This window comes from Micromonospora sp. HM5-17 (genome assembly GCF_003762835.1).
GTDB lineage: Bacteria > Actinomycetota > Actinomycetes > Mycobacteriales > Micromonosporaceae > Plantactinospora.
This window is the reverse complement of sequence record NZ_RJWA01000002.1, coordinates 329,464-346,525: the sequence shown is the minus strand read 5'-3', so window position 1 is coordinate 346,525 and position 17,062 is coordinate 329,464. Positions and strand designations below refer to the sequence as shown.

Sequence of the window (17,062 nt, the reverse complement as noted above, 5' to 3'; positions counted from 1 at the left end):
TTCGATCCGATCCACTCCCGGGGCTGCGGTCCTCGGCTCCGGCCGGCAGGCTGGGGGCCGTGACCACTCCACCTCCGCCCGGTACGCCCTACCACCGGCTGGCCCGGACCGCCCGGCACCGCTGGTGGCGGCCGGTACTCGGTACCGTGTTGCTCGCCGTCGGACTCCTCACGGCGATCTGCCTGCTCTACGGGGTCATGGCCGCCATCGGTCACCTCGCCGGGAGATCCGCCACCCCCGACGCGCCTCCCACACTCGGGCCGCTGGCCGACCTCGCCGTCGGCCTCGTCGCCATCGCCGTGGCGCTCCCGCTCACCCTGCTCGCGGTCCGCTGGGTGCAGGCCCGGCCGGTGGGGACGATCTCCTCGGTCTGCGGCCGGCTCCGCTGGCGCTGGCTCGGCACCTGCCTCCTGGTCGCCGTACCGGCGGTGGTGGTGCTGCTCGGCGGGGGCATCGGCCTGCTGGCCCTGACCGGCGGGGACGACGAACCGGCACCGGCCGGGACGGGCTGGCCTGGCTGGCTCGGCTTCCTCGGCGCCCTGGCCGTGCTCCTGGTGCTGGTGCCGTTCCAGGCCGCCGCCGAGGAGTACGTCTTCCGCGGCTGGCTGCTGCAGGGCGTCGGGGCGTTCCTCCGTACGCCGTGGCCGGCGATCCTGGTGCAGGCGGTGCTCTTCGCGGCGGCGCACGGCTGGGGCACCCGGTGGGGCTTCGCCGACCTCGCCATCATGGCGACGCTGACCGGCTGGTTGACCGTCCGTACCGGCGGTCTGGAGGCCGCGGTCGCGCTTCACGTGGTCAACAACCTCATCGCGTTCGGGGGCGCGGCCGCGACGGGTGAGCTGGCCGCCGAGGAGGCCGCGGCAGACGCCACCTGGGAGATCTTCGCGGTCAGCGTGCTGGTGCACCTCGGCTACACCATCGTGGTGCTCCGACTGGCCCGCCGCCGGGGACTGGCCACCGTCTCTCCCGAAGCGGTGCCGCCGACCGGGATGGCGACGCCACCGTCCGCCGGGGCGGCGGGACCGCCGGCGCCGACGGGGTGGCCGCCCGCTCCCGCCGCCGGGACCTGGCCGGTCGGGGCGCCGCCGACGGCGCTCGGCACCGGCCCCGCCGACCGCGCTCACGGAACCACCGCACCGGATCTCCCGCGGACCGACGGCGCCGAGCCCACCACCGGATCGGGCGGCCGACCCAGCGGGCCAGGCGAGCACGTCGCCGAACCGGTTGGTGAGACGGGGCCGCCGGGGAACCGCCGGTAACCCGACGGGGTGTTCGACGCGCCGGTCCGGGGGTTGCGGGCAGGCCGCCGGCCCCGGCGGGCAGGATGGACGCGTGGACCGGTACGACATGCTGCTGTCCCCCGCCGGGGTGGATCAGCTCCGGGAGGCGCTCACCGCCGCCCGATACACGTCGAGCGGCATCGCCGAACGGCTCGGTTCGCGGGCCACCAGCGGCCTGGCCCGCAACGACTTCCGGGCGGCGCTGCGGGCCACCATGGACCGGGACCCGCTCGCCACGCTGATCCGGCTCTTCGTCTGCGGGCAGACCGAGCCCGAGGCGGCGGTCCGGGCGGCCCTCGCGCCGCTGCCGCTGGCCGAGGCGCTCGCCGGTGGCCTGGTCGAGCCGTACGGCGACGGCCTGCGCCAGGGCGTCGACCTGGAGCCGTACGGCGACAACTGGTGGGTGCTCTCCGACGTGCCGGCCAGCGCCCGTCCGGGCCGGCCCCTCCCGCCGGACCACGTGCTCGGCATCGGCGGCGCCTCCACCACCCTGCTCGGAGCGACCATCCGCCGCCCGGTCGCGACCGCCCTCGACCTCGGGACCGGCAGCGGGGTGCAGGCGCTGCACCTGACCGAACACGCCCGGTCCGTCACCGCCACCGACATCTCGGACCGGGCGCTGCGCTTCGCCGCGACCACGGCGGCGCTGAACGGGTACCGCTGGGAACTGCTCAAGGGCGACCTGGTCGCGCCGGTGGCCGGCCGCCGGTTCGACCTGGTGGTGAGCAATCCGCCCTTCGTGGTCGGCCCCGGCACCGCGACGCACAGCTACCGCGACTCGGGCCGGGTCGGTGACGGCATCGCGGCGGAACTCGCCGCCGCCGCGCCGGACCTGCTCACCGAGGGCGGCACGATGCAGTACCTGGCCAACTGGCTACACGTGGCCGGCGAGGACTGGGGTGAGCGGGTCGCCGGCTGGTTCACCGGCACCGGGCTGGACGCCTGGGTCGTGCAGCGCGAGGTGGCCGAGCCGATGGCGTACGTCGACCTGTGGCTGACCGACGCCGGTGAGGCACCCGACCCGGACCGGATCGCGGCCTGGCTGGACTGGTTCGACGCGCACAAGGTGGAGGCGATCGGCTTCGGGCTGATCAGTCTCCGACGGGGCGGGCACGACGATCCGGTGGTACGGGTCGAGGACCTACGCCAGCAGGTGCAGCCCCCGATGGGCGAGCAGATCGCCGCCTGGTTCGACCGGCAGGACTGGCTGCGGGCCCGCGACGAGGACAGGCTGCTGGCCACCCGCTTCCGGGCCGCGGACGGGCTGCGCCTGCGCCAGGAGGCCGCGATGGGCGACGAGGGCTGGGTGGTGGACCGGCAGGTGCTGGTGATGTCGCACGGGCTGCGCTGGAGCGAGGAGGTCGATCCCCTGGTGTTGGCCCTGGTCGGTGGGGCCAACGGGCAGGTGCCGCTACGGGATCAGCTCGCGGTGCTGGCGCTCGCGCACGACGTACCGGCGGAGGATCTCGCCGAGGCGGCCGGACCGATCGTCGCCCACCTCGTCGAGCGCGGCATCCTCGTCCCCGTGGCAGACTGACCCCCGTGCGGGCGGTGGTGCAGACGGTCAGCCGGGCCAGTGTGACGGTGGACGGTGAGGTGGTCGGGGCGATCTCGGACGGGCTGCTCGTCCTGCTCGGGGTGACCCACGGCGACACCGTGGCCACCGCCGCGACGATGGCCCGCAAGGTGCACGAGCTGCGCATTCTCGACGACGAGCGGTCGGCGGCGGAGACCGGGGCACCGATCCTGGTGGTCAGCCAGTTCACCCTGTACGGCGACACCCGCAAGGGACGGCGGCCGAGCTGGACGGCGGCGGCCCCGGCAGAGATCGCCGAGCCGTTGGTGACCGCCGTCGTCGAGGCGCTGCGGAGTCGGGGCGCGACGGTGGCCACCGGGCGCTTCCGGGCACACATGCTGGTCGAGAGCGTCAACGTCGGCCCGCGGACGGTGCTGCTGGAACTCTGACCGCCGCCGGCGCCGCGTTTCGATGCCGCGGCCACGACCTGGACGGCGGCCGGAGCGCACCCGGATCGTGCAAGGAGCGGACCCGGAGGCGGAAGCAGCTGGGCCTCCGAATCGCTGGGCGTCAGAAGAAAAGACCACGCCGCTGCAGCGACTGTCGCAGCCAACGGTCGAGCTGGCTCGCCCAGTCGGTCCGATCCACCGTGGCGTAGTCGACGGTGAACCGGCCGAACGCGTCACGGCCCTCGGTGAAGAGCCCGCCGCGTTTGTCGAGTTCCAGGACGACCTGGAGTTCCTGGGGCGTGGCGACGAACGTCAGCTCGAGCTGGTTGATCGCCCGGGCGTACCGGGGGCCGGGGTAGAACTCGATCTCCTGGTAGAACGGTAGCGACTGCCGGACGCCGTAGATGTGCCCGCGTTCGACGTCCGCCCGGCTGAACCGGAAGCCGAGCTGGAAGAGGGCGGCGATGATCTGCTCCTGGGCCGGGAGCGGGTAGACCGCCACCGGGTCGAGGTCGCCCTTGTCCACGGCCCGGGCGACTTCGAGCTCGGTACGCAGGCCCATCGTCATCCCGTGTAGGTGCTGGCCACCGATCTCGGTGATCGGCGTCTCCCACGGCACCTCGAACCGGAACGGGATGTCCCGGCGCTCGCCGCTGCCCAGCCGGAACGGGCCGGCCGCCTGCTGCCGGTGGAACTCCTGGATGGTGTCGTACTCGGCGTCGCCGCTCTCCACCTCGACCCGGGTCACCAGCCCCAGCGCCACGTACGAGATGTCGACCGGGTGGTCACCTCCGACGACGTGGATCTGGCCCTCGAGATACCCGCCCGGCCGGCAGTTGGGGTTGACCAGCACCGTCTCGACCGACGGGCCGCCCACGCCCATCGCCTGTAGCAACCGCTTGAAGACCACCACGTCCTCCGTCCGTTCGACTCCGGCGCTCCTCGGCCGCCCGGCGTACCGTGGGATCCACGACCGCCGGCCCGGTCGCACCGTAGCGATCGCGGGCAAGAGCCGGCCCACGGGAATCGGCCGGCCGGGCAGACAAATGCACGGAACCGGGTCGAACCTCCACCGTGCACCTCCCGGATTCATGCCATCCGATCGGTCGCCTCACCGGAGTTTCACGCCCCACCGGCCAAGCTAGGTGACACCAGCGCGGTTGTCCGCTGGTACGCGCCACTTTGTCGAAGCGGGGAGGCGACAGACGATGGTCATGCACAAGGACGGGAAGTCTCGCCCGGCCGGTTGGGCCGGTACCGATAACGGGTCGGTCCGCGCGGGTGCGACTGACCAGACCATGGTCGACCTCGACGCCGCCGACGAACGGGGCGCCTCGGCCGACCTCGTCCGGGCCTACCTCAACGGGATCGGCCGGACCAAGCTGCTCACCGCCGTCGAGGAGGTGGAGCTGGCCAAGCGGATCGAGGCGGGGTTGTACGCCGAGGAGAAGCTGGCCGCCGACGCCGAGGCGCCCGCGGGCACCGCCCGCCTCTCGCCCGAACTCCGCGCCGACCTGGAGACGGTCGCCGCGCAGGGCCGGGCCGCGAAGAACCACCTCCTCGAGGCGAACCTGCGTCTGGTAGTCAGCATCGCCAAGCGTTACACCGGGCGGGGTATGGCCTTCCTCGACCTGATCCAGGAGGGCAACCTCGGCCTGATCCGGGCGGTCGAGAAGTTCGACTACACCAAGGGCTACAAGTTCTCCACCTACGCCACCTGGTGGATCCGCCAGGCCATCACCCGGGCCATGGCCGACCAGGCCCGCACCATCCGCATCCCGGTGCACATGGTCGAGCAGGTCAACCGGATGGTCCGGACCCGCCGCGACCTCGCCACCACGCTGGGCCGGGAGCCGACCGTCGCGGAGGTCGCCGCCGCGCTCGGCGTACCGGAGTTCCAGGTGATCGAGCTGATCTCGTACGACCGCGAGCCGGTCAGCCTGGACCAGGCGGTCGGCGAGGACGGGGAGAGCGCGCTCGGCGACTTCGTCGCCGCGGTCGACCCGCGGGAGGAGCCCGGCGACTCCGTCTCCCAGGGCATGCTCCGCAACGAGGTGGAGATCGTCCTCTCCACCCTCTCGCAGCGGGAGCAGGCGGTGATCCGGCTCCGCTTCGGCCTCGACGACGGTCGGCAGCGCACCCTCGACGAGGTGGGACGGGAGTTCGGCCTCTCCCGGGAGCGGATCCGCCAGATCGAGAAGGTGACGCTGCACAAGCTGCGCCACCCGTCCCGCGCGGAGCGCCTCGAGGCGTACGCGAGCTGACGTGGTCGCCGCGGGTCCCGGCCCACAGTGACGGTGGCCGGGACCCGCGGTGTACGGGCGAGACCGCCCGGCGGCCCGGCGGGTGACCGGCTCAGCCGAGCGCCAGGTCGCGCCGGCGGAACAGCGCCAGCCCCGCCCCGGCCAGCGCCACGGCGACGAGCGACAGCACCACCAACGGCGTGACGGTGGGGTCGGCGGCCGGCACCGCCGGCAGGTGGGTGAACGGCGAGATGTTCAGCACCGGCTGCGGCAGGTCCAACAGCGCGCCGAGCTGTCCCAGCAGGACGCAGAGCAGCAGGGCCGACCAGGCGAGCGCCACCGACCACCGGGGCAGCAGCCCGAAGAACACGACCACCAACCCGGCCAGGACCAGCGCTCCCGGCGCCTGCACCAGCCCGGCAACGGTCATCCGACCGAGCTCGTGCCCGATGTCCCCGGCCACCAGCCCGTAGCCCAGCCCGGTGCTGGCCCCGGCGAGGGCGAGCAGACCCACGGTGCCGAGCCCGGCGCAGAGCAGGTGCCCGAGGAGCCAGCGGGGCCGGCTCACCACGGTGGCGAGGAGCCCTTCCAGCGTCCCGAGCGCCTCCTCGCCACGCAGCCGGAGCACCGCCTGGGTGGCGTAGCCCGCCACAGCCAGGGCGAACATCGCCATCACCACACCCAGGAACGCGTCGACCAGCTGGTCGGTACCGCCGAGCTGGACGATCAGCTCGGCCGCCTGCGCGCTCTCCCCGACGAAGCTCTCCATCTCGTTGCCGACCGAACCCATCGCCAGCCCCATCACCGCGATCCCGATCGCCCAGCCGAGCAGCACACCCCGCTGGAGTCGCCAGGCCAGACCGAGCGGGCTGAGCAGACCGGGGGCCGCCGTCGCCGGGCCGCGCCGGACCGCCAGCAGGCCGCTGCCGAGATCCCGGCGCGTGGTGAGCAGGAACGCCACGCCGACGGCGGCCGCCGAGAAGCCGGCGGTCAGGGCGAAGACCCACCACCGGTTCCCGTCGAACGGCCGGACCTGGTTGGCCCAGCCCAGCGGCGAGAGCCAGGAGGGCCAGGCACTGATCACCCGGAGACCGTCCGCCGACACGTCGCCCCAGGCGTAGCCGGCGGCGCGGAGCAGGAAGGCGGCCCCGACCGAGGCGGCGGCGATGCCGTTGGCCCCGCGTGACGTACCCGAGATCTGCGCGGCCACCGCGGCGATCGCGGCGAACGAGATGCCGATGCCGGCGATCGCGGCGGCGAACGCGACGGAGCCGGACAACGGCAGGTCGCCGCCGACGAACACCAGGGCCAACAGCACCCCGCTGACCAGGTTCGCCCCCGCCGTCGCCAGCAGCGCCGCGCTCAGCGGGGCGTGCCGGCCGACCACCGCCGACCCGAGCAGTTCGGACCGCCCGGTCTCCTCGTTCTGCCGGGTGTGCCGGACCACGGCGAAGGTACTCAACAGGGCGGCGAGCACGGCCAGGCTGGTGTACGTCTCGGCGGTGACCACCGCGCCCAGGCTCGGCCCGGAGGCGGGCCCGTTGAAGGCCCGGGCAACCACGCTGGCGGCGCTGGTGATGGCGTAGCTGATCCGGTCCTGTTCGGTCGGGTACAGGCCGGCCACGCTCTGCATGATGGTGGCCCCGATGCCCGGCACGGCCACCGCCCAGACCAGGAGTTTCACCCGGTCCCGACGAATGGCGAGCCGGGTCAGTCGAAGCGTGCCGGTGAAGCCGTTCATCGGACACCCGCCGCCACCGGCCGTGCCGCCTCGGAGGTCGTGAGGTCGTCCCCGTAGTGCCGCAGGAACAGCTCCTCCAGCGTCGGCGGGGTGCTGGTCAGCGACCGTACGCCGAACTCCGTGAGGTGCCGCAGCACCGGATCGAGCGTGCCGGACTCCACCTCGAACCGGGTGGTCGTCCCCTCGACGCTCACCGCGTACACCCCGGGCAGGTCGGCGAGCCCGTCGACCGGCCGCTCGGTCTCGACCGTCATCGGTGTCCGGGTCAGGTGGCGCAGCTCCGCGAGGGTGCCCGACTCGACCGTCCGGCCGGAGCGGATGATGCTGACCCGGTCGCAGAGCGCCTCGACCTCGGCCATCACGTGGCTGGACAGCAGCACCGTCCGTCCGGCGTCCCGCAGCTGCCGGACGTGGTCCTGGAAGACCGCCTCCATCAGCGGGTCCAGGCCCGAGGTCGGCTCGTCGAGGATGTACAGCTCCACGTCGGAGGCGAAGGCGGCGACGAGGGCCACCTTCTGCCGGTTGCCCTTGGAGTAGGTGCGGCACTTCTTGGTCGGGTCGAGGTCGAAGCGTTCCAGCAGTTCGTCGCGGCGTCTCCGGTCGAGCCCACCGCGCAGGGCGCCGAAGAGGTCGATCGCCTCCCCGCCGGAGAGGTTCGGCCAGAGATTGACGTCCCCCGGCACGTACGCGAGACGGCGGTGCAACGACACCGCGTCCCGCCACGGGTCACCGCCGAGTACGGTGACCCGGCCCCCGTCCCGGCGCAGCAGCCCGAGCATGATCCGGATCGTGGTGGACTTGCCCGCCCCGTTGGGACCGAGGAACCCGTGCACCTCGCCGGCCCGGACGGTCAGGTCGAGCCCGTCCAGCGCGCGGGTGGTTCCGAAGGTCTTCACCAGGCCGGCCACCGAGATCGCCGTCATGGCACCCCCTTACGTGAGTCGAGCGCGACATCTCCGCGCGTCTCGCCTCGAGTGTACTGACCGATGGTAGGGGCTGCGCGAGCAGCGATCTTATCGCCGGTCAGGAGCCGGTACGCTGCGGGAATGGACCGACCGACCGCTCCGGACACCCGGGGGCGGATCCTGCAGACCGCCCTCGACCTCTTCGCCGCGCACGGCTACCAGCGCACCTCGCTACGGGCGATCGCCGATCAGCTCGGGCTCACCAAGGCCGCCATCCTCTACCACTTTCCGAGCAAGGAGGACCTGCTGCTGGCGCTGATCGAGCCGCTGCTCTCCGACCTGGAGGCCGCCGTGGCCCGGGCGGCCCGGCTGCCCTGGCCGGCGGCCCGCTGGGCGGCCCTGGAGGGCTGGCTCGACACCCTGCTCACCCACCGCCGCCCGCTCGGGATGGTCTTCAACGACCTCTCCGTGATCCGTCACGGCAGCACCCTGACCCGGATGATGCGGATCGCCCGGGACGCGTACAACCTCGTCGCCGGCCCCGGGGCGACCCGGATCGAACAGATCCGCGCGGTCCAGGCCACCGCGATGCTGGGCGATCCGATCGTCTTCTTCGCCGACGTTCCGGTGGAGGAGCTACGGGTGGAGCTGCTCGACGGGGTGGCCCGGCTGCTGGGTGAGGCACCGCCGGACGGGGTGGCGGGCATCGACGGGGAGCTGCCACCCCGGTCGCGGCCACCGCTCGCGGCGGGCCGGGACGAGCGACGCACCGGGTCGGACAAGGTCGCCGGGCCGGATGGGCCGGACGAGACCGCCGCCGGCCAGCGGCTCGCGCCGGCCGGCGCCCCGCCGGCCACGGCGTCCGAGCGGGGTACCCGCGGCCGGCGGCGTGGCGTCGGCCGCCCCCGGGCGATGAGCGGCGAGCAGATTCGGACGGCCCGGGCCCTGCACGCCACCGGCTCGCACACGGTGGAGCAGATCGCGGCCCGGCTGGGCGTCTCCCGAGCGACGGTGTACCGGCACCTGAAACCGACGGACCGGTCCACCGACGCCATTTTTGAGACAGATTTTGAAACAAATTAGAGACTATTTTGAGACGACAAGGCGCCGGTCACGGCCTTCGGGTGCGGGTTCGGGTGCGAGTGCCGGCCTCCGCGGCGGTGATGGCGTCGACGCGGAACGGCACGGTACGTCGGCTCCGGGCGTGCCCCGGGGCACCGGCACGGCGCTCGGGATGGTGCTGGTCGTCCGCCCTGGCGGCTCGGGAGACCAGCAACGAGGTCCGGCGGTCGTTCCGTTCACCACCGGGGCCGGACGGTCGCCGGGGTCGTCCGCCACCGTCGCCCGGACCGCGGGGTGGGGTCGCGGCGCGCCAGCGGCCCCGGCGTCCCCGTGAACGCCAGGGTTCAGGCCGCCGGATCCTGCGGGTCGAGGCCGTACAGCGGGAAGACCGCCCTGCGGGTGGCCAGGATCGCCCGGTCCACCGCGTCCGGCTCGCCGCTCGGCTGCCACGGCTCGTACGACACGTCGGCGTCGTCGGTCATCCGTGGCGGCACCTCGCGTTCGGGCCGCCGAGCCCGGGCCAGCGACCGCCAGGCCGGTGGGGTCGGCGTGTCCGGGTCGACGGGTTCGCCGGTGGCCACGGCCAACAGGTGACTCCAGGCCCGGGGCACCACCTCGACCAGCGCGTAACCGCCCCCACCGGTGGCCACCCAGCGGCCGTCACAGAGCTCGTCTGCGAGCGCCCGCAGCGCGAGGTAGCTGGCCCGCTGCCCGTCCACACTCAACCGCAGGTCGGCGAGGGGATCGAGACGGTGGCTGTCGGCGCCACACTGGGTAACCAGGATCTGCGGCCGGAACGCCCGGAGCAGCGGCGGGACGACGGCATGGAAGGCCCGCAACCACCCGGCGTCGCCGGTGCCCGGTGGCAGGGGGAGGTTCGCCGCGCTGCCCTCGGCACCGGCTCCGCCGATCTCGTCGGAGAACCCCGTGCCGGGGAAGAGCGCCAGCGGCGTCTCGTGAAGGCTGATGGTCAGCACGCGCGGATCCCCGTAGAACATCTGCTGGACGCCGTCGCCGTGGTGGACGTCGACGTCGACGTAGGCCACCCGCTCCGCGCCGAGGTCGAGCAGCCGGGCGATCGCCACGGCCGGGTCGTTGTAGACGCAGAAGCCGGCCGCGCGGCTCGGCATGGCGTGGTGCAGTCCACCGGCGATGTTGACCGCCCGCCGGGCCTCGCCCCGCCAGACCGCCTCGGCCGCCGCCAGGCTGGCCCCGGCGACGAGGGCGCTGGCCTCGTGCATCCCCTCGAAGATGGGATTGTCCGAGGTGCCGAGGCCGTACCCGGAGAAGAGCGGGTCGTGCGGGGCCGCCCGCACCGCGTCGAGATAGTCCGGCCGGTGCACCCGGGCCAACGCGCTGTCGTCGGCCGGGGTCGGCGGCACCACCCGGACACCGGGACGGTCGAGGATGCCCAGTTCGCGGGCGAGCGCGAGGGTCAGCTCCACCCGGACCGGGTCCAGCGGGTGATCGCCCAGGTCGTACGTGAGCAGCCGCTCGTCCCAGATCACCACCGTGCCATCCGACATGGCGCCCATCGTCGCATGCCGACGGTCCGTCGGCGGCGAGCGCGGGACCGAAGCGCCGCGGAGATCCGGCCTGCCGTCCCGGTGGGGCACCGGACGACCAGCACCCGGCTCACCACCCCACCCCGGAGCCGGACTCACCCTCCGGGAACCGGAGCCCTCCGGCGCGGTCCCGCGCGACCGGGCCGCGCCGTGCTCACTCAGCGCCCCGAACGAGGACTGGGTGCACCGTCGCCGGTCGCCACCGGGCGACGGGGATCGGTTATCCACTCGCTCCAGGAGCCGACGTAGAGAGCGGCGTCGGGGTAGCCGGCGACGTGCAGCGCCAGCACCGCCTGGGCCGCGGTCACCCCGGACCCGCAGTACGCCCCGACCGGCACCCCGGGCCGCACCCCGACCTCGGCGAACCGGGCCCGCAGCACCTCGGGGGGCGCCAGCCGACCGTCCCCGTCGACGTACTCGGCGGCCGGCAGGTTGACCGCGCCCGGAATGTGGCCGGCGACCGGGTCGATCGGCTCCGTCTCACCGCGGTACCGGGGTGCGGTCCGGACGTCGAGGAGCACGCCGGCGACCGCCCGGGCCGCCGCCGTCTCGGCGTCCAGCGTCGGCATCCCGCCGGGGCGTACCGTGATGTCGCCCGCCGGCGGCGCCGGGGATTCCGTCGTCACCGGCAGTCCGGCGGCGGTCCACGCCGGGTAGCCGCCGTCCAGCACCCGGACGTGCCGGTGACCGGCCCACCGCAGGGTCCACCACGCCCGGGCCGCGGCCATCCCGTCGCCCCCGTCGTAGGTGACCACCGGCCGGTCGGCCCGGACCCCGGCGGCGCGCAGCGCGCGCTGGAGCGCGGCCGGGTCGGGCAGCGGGTGCCGCCCGCCGGCGCCCGGCGGCCCGCACAGGTCGGCGTCCAGGTCGAGGAAGACCGCGCCAGGGAGGTGGCCGGCGAGGTAGTCGGCCCGGCCGGGCGGCCCGACGAGCCGCCACCGTACGTCCAGCAGGGTGGGTGCGTCGGCGGAGGTCAACTCCGCGGCGAGCTGGGTCGGGTCCACGAGAAGATCGGCTGTTCCGGACACGGCGTCCAGTCAACACCATCGGGGTCGCAAGCGCGCGGTTCGGCGACGCTGAATATCGGTACGCCGGGGTACCATCGGTTGTCGGAGGGCCACTACCGTGAACCACCTTGTCGACACCACCGAGATGTACCTGCGCACCATCCTCGAACTGGAGGAGGAGGGGGTGCCGCCGCTGCGTGCCCGGATCGCCGAGCGCCTGCGGCAGAGTGGTCCAACCGTCAGCCAGACCGTCGCCCGGATGGAGCGCGACGGACTGCTGACCATCGAGGACGACCGCCACCTACGCCTCACCGAGCTCGGGCGGACGCTCGCGATCGCCGTCATGCGGAAGCACCGGCTCGCCGAGCTGCTGCTCGTCAACGTGATCGGGATGCCCTACGAGGAGGCCCACGAGGAGGCCTGCCGGTGGGAGCACGTGATGAGCGACGAGGTGGAGAAGCGGGTCTACGAGCTGCTCAACCGCCCCACCCGGTCGCCGTACGGCAACCCGATCCCCGGGCTGGAGGCGCTGGTCTCCAACTCCGACGTGCCGACCTCCGAGGCGCCGGTCGAGGGCGAACGGAACCTCGCGTTCCCCGGCCTGAGCGGCCAGGTCGTCGTCCGGCGGATCTGCGAGAGTGTCCAGACCGACGCGGACGTGCTGCGCCAACTGCACGCGGCGGGCGTCGACCCGGGCGCCACGGTCACCGTCGCCCAGGAGCGGGACGGTGTGACCATCGACCGCTCCGGCGACAAGATCCGGCTTCCGCGCGAGGTCGCGTCCCGGGTCTTCGTCGCCGCGCGCTGAGGTCTTCGTCGCCGCGCGCCGGGTCTCCCTGCGCCGATCCGCGGAGCCGGGACGATCCTCGGCGGCGTACGCGGAGTCGGCGTACCCCGGGTGGCGGGCCGGTGCCGGCCACCCGGGGTACGCGGGCGACGGTCTGCGGCCTCGTGCCCCCGGTTCAGAGGCTGCTGATGTCGATCTTCTTCGCCAGGGTGACCAGCTTGCCCGCGAACTCGTCCAGGTCCACCGGCTCGTCCCCCTCGGGGAAGGTGTAGCGCAGGTTCACCAGGCGGCCGTTGCCGGTGAGCCAGCCCACCTCCACACCGGGCCCCGAGCCCTTGGCCGCCTTCGTGGTCGCCCGGTACGCCGCCTTGCCGAGCCCCTTGACGGACGTGCCGCCCCGCGGCACCACCTCGTCGGCGAAGATGCCGCTGTCGGCGGTGGTCGGACTCACCGCGAGCGCGAGTTCGGGCCCGTCGGCGGCCTCGCCCCGGACGACGCAGGTGTCGGTCTTGCCGTACCGGCTCGCCGCCGAGACCTCGAACCGTACGCCGATGGCCTCCTCAATCACCGGATAGTCCAGGAGCTGGCAGGCGCCACCGGCAGAGGCCGCGGGCAGCCGTACCACCTCCGGCGCCGGGATCGCCTGGGGCGGTGGGGAGTCGTCACCGCACGCGGAGAGCAGCAGCAGTCCGGCACCGATCAGGCAGAGTCGCCCGCGCATCTCCCACCTTCCGTCCGGCCCGGCCACGTCGGCCGGGAACCCGTCGGACACCGTACGGCCTCGACCCGGTCGACGGAAACTCACCCGCCGGAGTGGGAGGAGACTGCCGAGACAGTCAGCCACACCCCGCTGACGGCGCCCCGGAGCGTCCGGAGACGACGGCCGGTCCGACCGGCGACGCCGCGTCGCGTGGGCCGGCGGCCGCGCCAGTGCCGTCCGGGACCGATCGACCGCCGTCCGGGCCGGCCGAGCGCGACCGGTCCAGGCCGGCCGCCTCTGCGCCGCGTGCGCCAGCGGGGGTCACGCCACGCGCGCCGGCCGACCGGGGCGGATCGTCGACGTACGGGCAGTGCCGGCAGCCCCGGCCGCAGCAGGTGCCACGGCGCGCGAGGAAACCGGCGGTGAGCACGAAGAGCCCCGTCACCGGGTCCGGATAACCGGCCTCGCCGGCCGCGAGGGCGGCGGAGTGCGCCGCCAGGATCCGCTCTCGGTCCGGGTGCTCCGGAGGCAGTCGGGACGGATGCGGTTGGTCCAGCGGCCGGGGCGCCAGCGGTCGTCGGCGTCCTTCCGTCCTCTCGTCCCTCACCGCCCCGAGCCTAGTCGCTGCCGGTGGTGCACCGGCAGACCTGGACCGGCCGCGGGGGCTGGACCGGCCGCGGGGATCCGGCGCGAAGCCCGAACCCTCGGAGCGGCCACCGCCGCCCCGTCTCGTCGCTCTCCGTGCCGGATGCATAGACGCCGAAGCGACCGCCCGACCCCTACCGGGTCGGGCGGTCGCCGTCGTTCCGCTGCCGGCCGGCGCCGCGGCCCTCACGATCGCGGCCCGCCGGCCTCCCGCCGGCGTCGCCATCGCGCGGTTCGGCGTGGCCGCGGCGGTGACCCGGCTCGGGTCAGCTGCAACCGGAGGTCGAGCCGCAGCCCTCGCAGACGTAGCAGCTGCCGGCCGGACGCATCTTGGTGCCGCAGGTGAAGCAGAGCGGGGCGTCGGCCGCCTTGCCGAGCACCGCCTCCATCAGCTCGGTGGAGGAACCGACCCGCGGCGCGGGCCGCTCCGCCGCCGACCCGGCCGGCTTCTCCACCGGCTCCGGCGCGGCCGGCTCCGGCCCGGCGGGCTCCGTGGGCTTCGCCACCGGCGCGGAGGCGGCCATCCCGGCCAGGTCCACCGCGCTCTCCGGCTCCGTCTCGGCCCGCAGCTGCGCCGCCCGCTCCTTGGCAGTGAAGATGCCCAGCTCCGCCCGCCGCTCGTACGGCAGGAAGTCCAGGGCCAGCCGGCGGAAGATGTAGTCCATCACCGAGGTGGCGAGCCGGATGTCCGGGTCGTCGGTCATCCCGGCCGGCTCGAACCGCATGTTGGTGAACTTCGCGACGTACGTCTCCAGCGGCACCCCGTACTGGAGGCCGATCGAGATGGCCACCGAGAAGGCGTCCATCACGCCGGCGAGGGTCGAGCCCTGCTTCGACATCTTGAGGAAGACCTCGCCGAGGCCGTCGTCCGGGTACGACGAGGCGGTGAGGTAGCCCTCCGCCCCGCCGACCGAGAAGGACACGGTCGAGGAGGGGCGCTTCTTCGGCAGCCGCTTGCGCACCGGCCGGTACTCGACGACCTTCTCGACCACCGGCTCCACCGCGGCCGACTCCGCCGCCTTCTCCTTCTTGGCCCCCTCCTTCTTGGCCGCGGAGAGCGGCTGGCCGACCTTGCAGTTGTCGCGGTAGATCGCCAGCGCCTTGAGGCCGAGCTTCCAGCCCTCGAAGTAGATCTGCTCGACGTCCTCGACGGTCGCCGACTCCGGCATGTTGACCGTCTTGGAGATCCCACCCGAGATGAACGGCTGGATGGCGGCCATCATCCGGACGTGCCCCATCGGGGCGATCGACCGCTCGCCCATGGCGCAGTCGAAGACCGGGTAGTGCTCCGGCTTGAGCCCCGGCGCGTCCACCACGTGGCCGTGGTCGGCGATGTACTCGACGATCGCCTCGATCTGCTCCTCCGGGTAGCCGAGGCTGCGCAGCGCCCGCGGCACGGTCTGGTTGACGATCTGCATCGAGCCGCCGCCGACGAGCTTCTTGAACTTGACCAGCGCCAGGTCGGGCTCGACTCCGGTGGTGTCGCAGTCCATCATCAGCCCGATGGTCCCGGTCGGGGCCAGCACCGACGCCTGCGAGTTCCGCCACCCGGACTTCTCGCCGATCCGGTTGCCCTCGCTCCACTGCTTCGTCGCCTCGCGGACGATCTCGGCGGCGACCGGGCCGGCCGGCTGGATCGCGTCGTTGGCGGCGGCGTGCTTGCGCATCACCCGCTTGTGCGGCTCCGCGTTGCGGGCGTACCCGTCGTACGGGCCGACCACGGCGGCCAGCTCCGCGGAGCGGCGGTACGCCGTACCCGTCATCAGCGAGGTGATGGCGGCGGCGAGCGACCGGCCCTCCTCGGAGTCGTACGGCAGGCCGGAGGCCATCAGCAGCGCGCCGAGGTTGGCGTAGCCGATGCCGAGCTGCCGGTAGGCCCGGGTGGTCTCGCCGATCTTCTGGGTCGGGAAGTCGGCGAAGCAGATCGAGATGTCCATCGCGGTGATGACCAGCTCGACCGACCTGACGAACTTCTCCACCTCGAAGCCGCCGTCGGCGCGGAGGAACTTCATCAGGTTCAGCGACGCCAGGTTGCACGAGGAGTTGTCCAGGTGCAGGTACTCCGAGCACGGGTTCGACGCGGTGATCCGGCCGGTCTCCGGGCAGGTGTGCCAGTCGTTGATCGTGTCGTCGTACTGGAGGCCCGGGTCGGCGCACTCCCAGGCGGCCTGGGCGATGGTCCGGAACAGGGTCTTGGCGTCGACGGTCTCGATCACCGAGCCGTCGAGCCGGGCGCGCAGGTCGAACGTGCCGCCCTCCTGCACCGCCCGCATGAACTCGTCGGAGACCCGGACCGAGTTGTTGGCGTTCTGGTACTGGACGCTGACGATGTCGGCGCCGCCGAGGTCCATGTCGAAGCCGGCGTCGCGCAGCGCCCGGATCTTGTGCTCCTCCCGGGCCTTGGTGAGGACGAACTCCTCGATGTCCGGGTGGTCCACGTCCAGGATGACCATCTTCGCGGCCCGCCGGGTCGCGCCGCCGGACTTGATGGTGCCGGCGCTGGCGTCCGCGCCGCGCATGAAGCTGACCGGACCGGAGGCGGTGCCGCCGCTGGAGAGCAGCTCCTTGGAGGAGCGGATCCGGGAGAGGTTCACCCCGGAGCCGGAACCGCCCTTGAAGATCAGCCCCTCCTCCTTGTACCAGTCGAGGATCGAGTCCATCGAGTCGTCGACGGAGAGGATGAAACACGCGCTGACCTGCTGGGGCGAGGCGGTGCCGACGTTGAACCAGACCGGCGAGTTGAAGCTGAAGACCTGGTGCAGCAGCATCCAGATCAGCTCGTGCTCGAAGATCTCGGCGTCGGCCGGGCTGGCGAAGTAGCCGTGCTGCTCCCCCGCCGCCCGGTAGGTCTTCACCACCCGGTCGATGAGCTGCTTCAGCGACCACTCCCGCTCCGGGGTGCCGACCGCGCCCCGGAAGTACTTCGTGGTCACGATGTTGGCGGCGTTGACGCTCCACGACTCCGGGAACTCCACGCCGCGCTGCTCGAAGTTGATCGAGCCGTCGCGCCAGTTCGTCATGACGACGTCCCGGCGCCCCCAGGTCACCTCGTCGTACGGGTGCACGCCCTCGGTGGTCCAGACCCGCTCGATCTTCAGCCCGTTCGCCGCCCGGGTCCGGGACTTCCCTGTTGCCACGCTATCCCCCGACATCTCATCCGCC

Annotated in this window: 13 protein-coding genes and 1 pseudogene; 6 read left to right on the top strand and 8 right to left on the bottom strand. The window is 73.2% G+C overall.

The genetic code is table 11. The features are described 5' to 3' along the window. The first annotated feature begins 59 nt into the window (after positions 1-59). From EF879_RS06805 to dtd, 3 genes are all read left to right on the top strand, one after another. Positions 60-1,259: a CPBP family intramembrane glutamic endopeptidase gene (locus EF879_RS06805; RefSeq protein ID WP_199736189.1), complete on the top strand. Its 1,200-nt coding sequence runs from the start codon at positions 60-62 to the stop codon at positions 1,257-1,259. A 73-nt stretch (positions 1,260-1,332) separates the two neighbouring features. After that, a complete protein-coding gene (locus tag EF879_RS06800; protein ID WP_199736187.1) occupies positions 1,333-2,817 on the top strand; it encodes a methyltransferase in 1,485 nt (494 codons plus the stop codon). Between the two features lie 5 nt (positions 2,818-2,822). Next, the gene (dtd, locus tag EF879_RS06795) at positions 2,823-3,245 is read left to right on the top strand and encodes a D-aminoacyl-tRNA deacylase (RefSeq protein WP_123555928.1); all 423 of its coding nucleotides are present in this window, start codon (positions 2,823-2,825) and stop codon (positions 3,243-3,245) included. Between the two features lie 121 nt (positions 3,246-3,366). Here the strand turns inward: dtd and EF879_RS06790 are convergent, their stop codons facing one another. Then, entirely contained in the window at positions 3,367-4,155 is a 789-nt protein-coding gene (locus EF879_RS06790; protein ID WP_123556832.1) for a sporulation protein, read from the bottom strand. A gap of 388 nt (positions 4,156-4,543) precedes the next feature. On the opposite strand from EF879_RS06790, the gene sigB reads away from it, so the two are divergent. After that, on the top strand, positions 4,544-5,509 hold the full coding sequence (gene sigB / locus EF879_RS06785; RefSeq protein ID WP_233604277.1) for an RNA polymerase sigma factor SigB: 966 nt from the start codon (positions 4,544-4,546) through the stop codon (positions 5,507-5,509). Positions 5,510-5,600: 91 nt separating this feature from the next. On the opposite strand, the gene EF879_RS06780 is transcribed toward sigB, so the two are convergent. Further along, positions 5,601-7,229, bottom strand: coding sequence for an ABC transporter permease (locus EF879_RS06780; RefSeq protein ID WP_123555924.1), 1,629 nt, complete (start codon positions 7,227-7,229; stop codon positions 5,601-5,603). Continuing rightward, positions 7,226-8,152: an ABC transporter ATP-binding protein gene (locus EF879_RS06775; protein WP_123555922.1), complete on the bottom strand. Its 927-nt coding sequence runs from the start codon at positions 8,150-8,152 to the stop codon at positions 7,226-7,228. Before EF879_RS06775 ends, EF879_RS06780 begins: the two co-directional genes overlap by 4 nt. 123 nt (positions 8,153-8,275) lie before the next feature. Between EF879_RS06775 and EF879_RS06770 the strand changes: the two genes are divergently transcribed. Further along, positions 8,276-9,217, top strand: coding sequence for a TetR family transcriptional regulator (locus EF879_RS06770; protein ID WP_158624121.1), 942 nt, complete (start codon positions 8,276-8,278; stop codon positions 9,215-9,217). A gap of 323 nt (positions 9,218-9,540) precedes the next feature. On the opposite strand, the gene EF879_RS06760 is transcribed toward EF879_RS06770, so the two are convergent. Further along, entirely contained in the window at positions 9,541-10,722 is a 1,182-nt protein-coding gene (locus EF879_RS06760; protein ID WP_123555916.1) for an acetoin utilization protein AcuC, read from the bottom strand. A 197-nt stretch (positions 10,723-10,919) separates the two neighbouring features. Further along, entirely contained in the window at positions 10,920-11,789 is an 870-nt protein-coding gene (locus tag EF879_RS06755) for a sulfurtransferase (RefSeq protein ID WP_123555914.1), read from the bottom strand. Between the two features lie 97 nt (positions 11,790-11,886). Between EF879_RS06755 and EF879_RS06750 the strand changes: the two genes are divergently transcribed. Further along, complete coding sequence (locus tag EF879_RS06750; protein ID WP_123555912.1) at positions 11,887-12,576, top strand: metal-dependent transcriptional regulator; 690 nt, start codon at positions 11,887-11,889, stop codon at positions 12,574-12,576. Between the two features lie 154 nt (positions 12,577-12,730). Here EF879_RS06750 and EF879_RS06745 read toward each other — a convergent pair whose 3' ends face one another. The 3 genes and pseudogenes from EF879_RS06745 to EF879_RS06735 form a co-directional block, all read right to left on the bottom strand. Then, the gene (locus tag EF879_RS06745) at positions 12,731-13,276 is read right to left on the bottom strand and encodes a hypothetical protein (protein WP_148086372.1); all 546 of its coding nucleotides are present in this window, start codon (positions 13,274-13,276) and stop codon (positions 12,731-12,733) included. A 334-nt stretch (positions 13,277-13,610) separates the two neighbouring features. Continuing rightward, a pseudogene (locus EF879_RS06740) lies at positions 13,611-13,862 on the bottom strand (DUF5522 domain-containing protein); the annotation flags it as partial. Positions 13,863-14,166: 304 nt separating this feature from the next. Continuing rightward, a complete protein-coding gene (locus EF879_RS06735; RefSeq protein WP_123555908.1) occupies positions 14,167-17,052 on the bottom strand; it encodes a vitamin B12-dependent ribonucleotide reductase in 2,886 nt (961 codons plus the stop codon). Between the last annotated feature and the right edge of the window lie 10 nt (positions 17,053-17,062).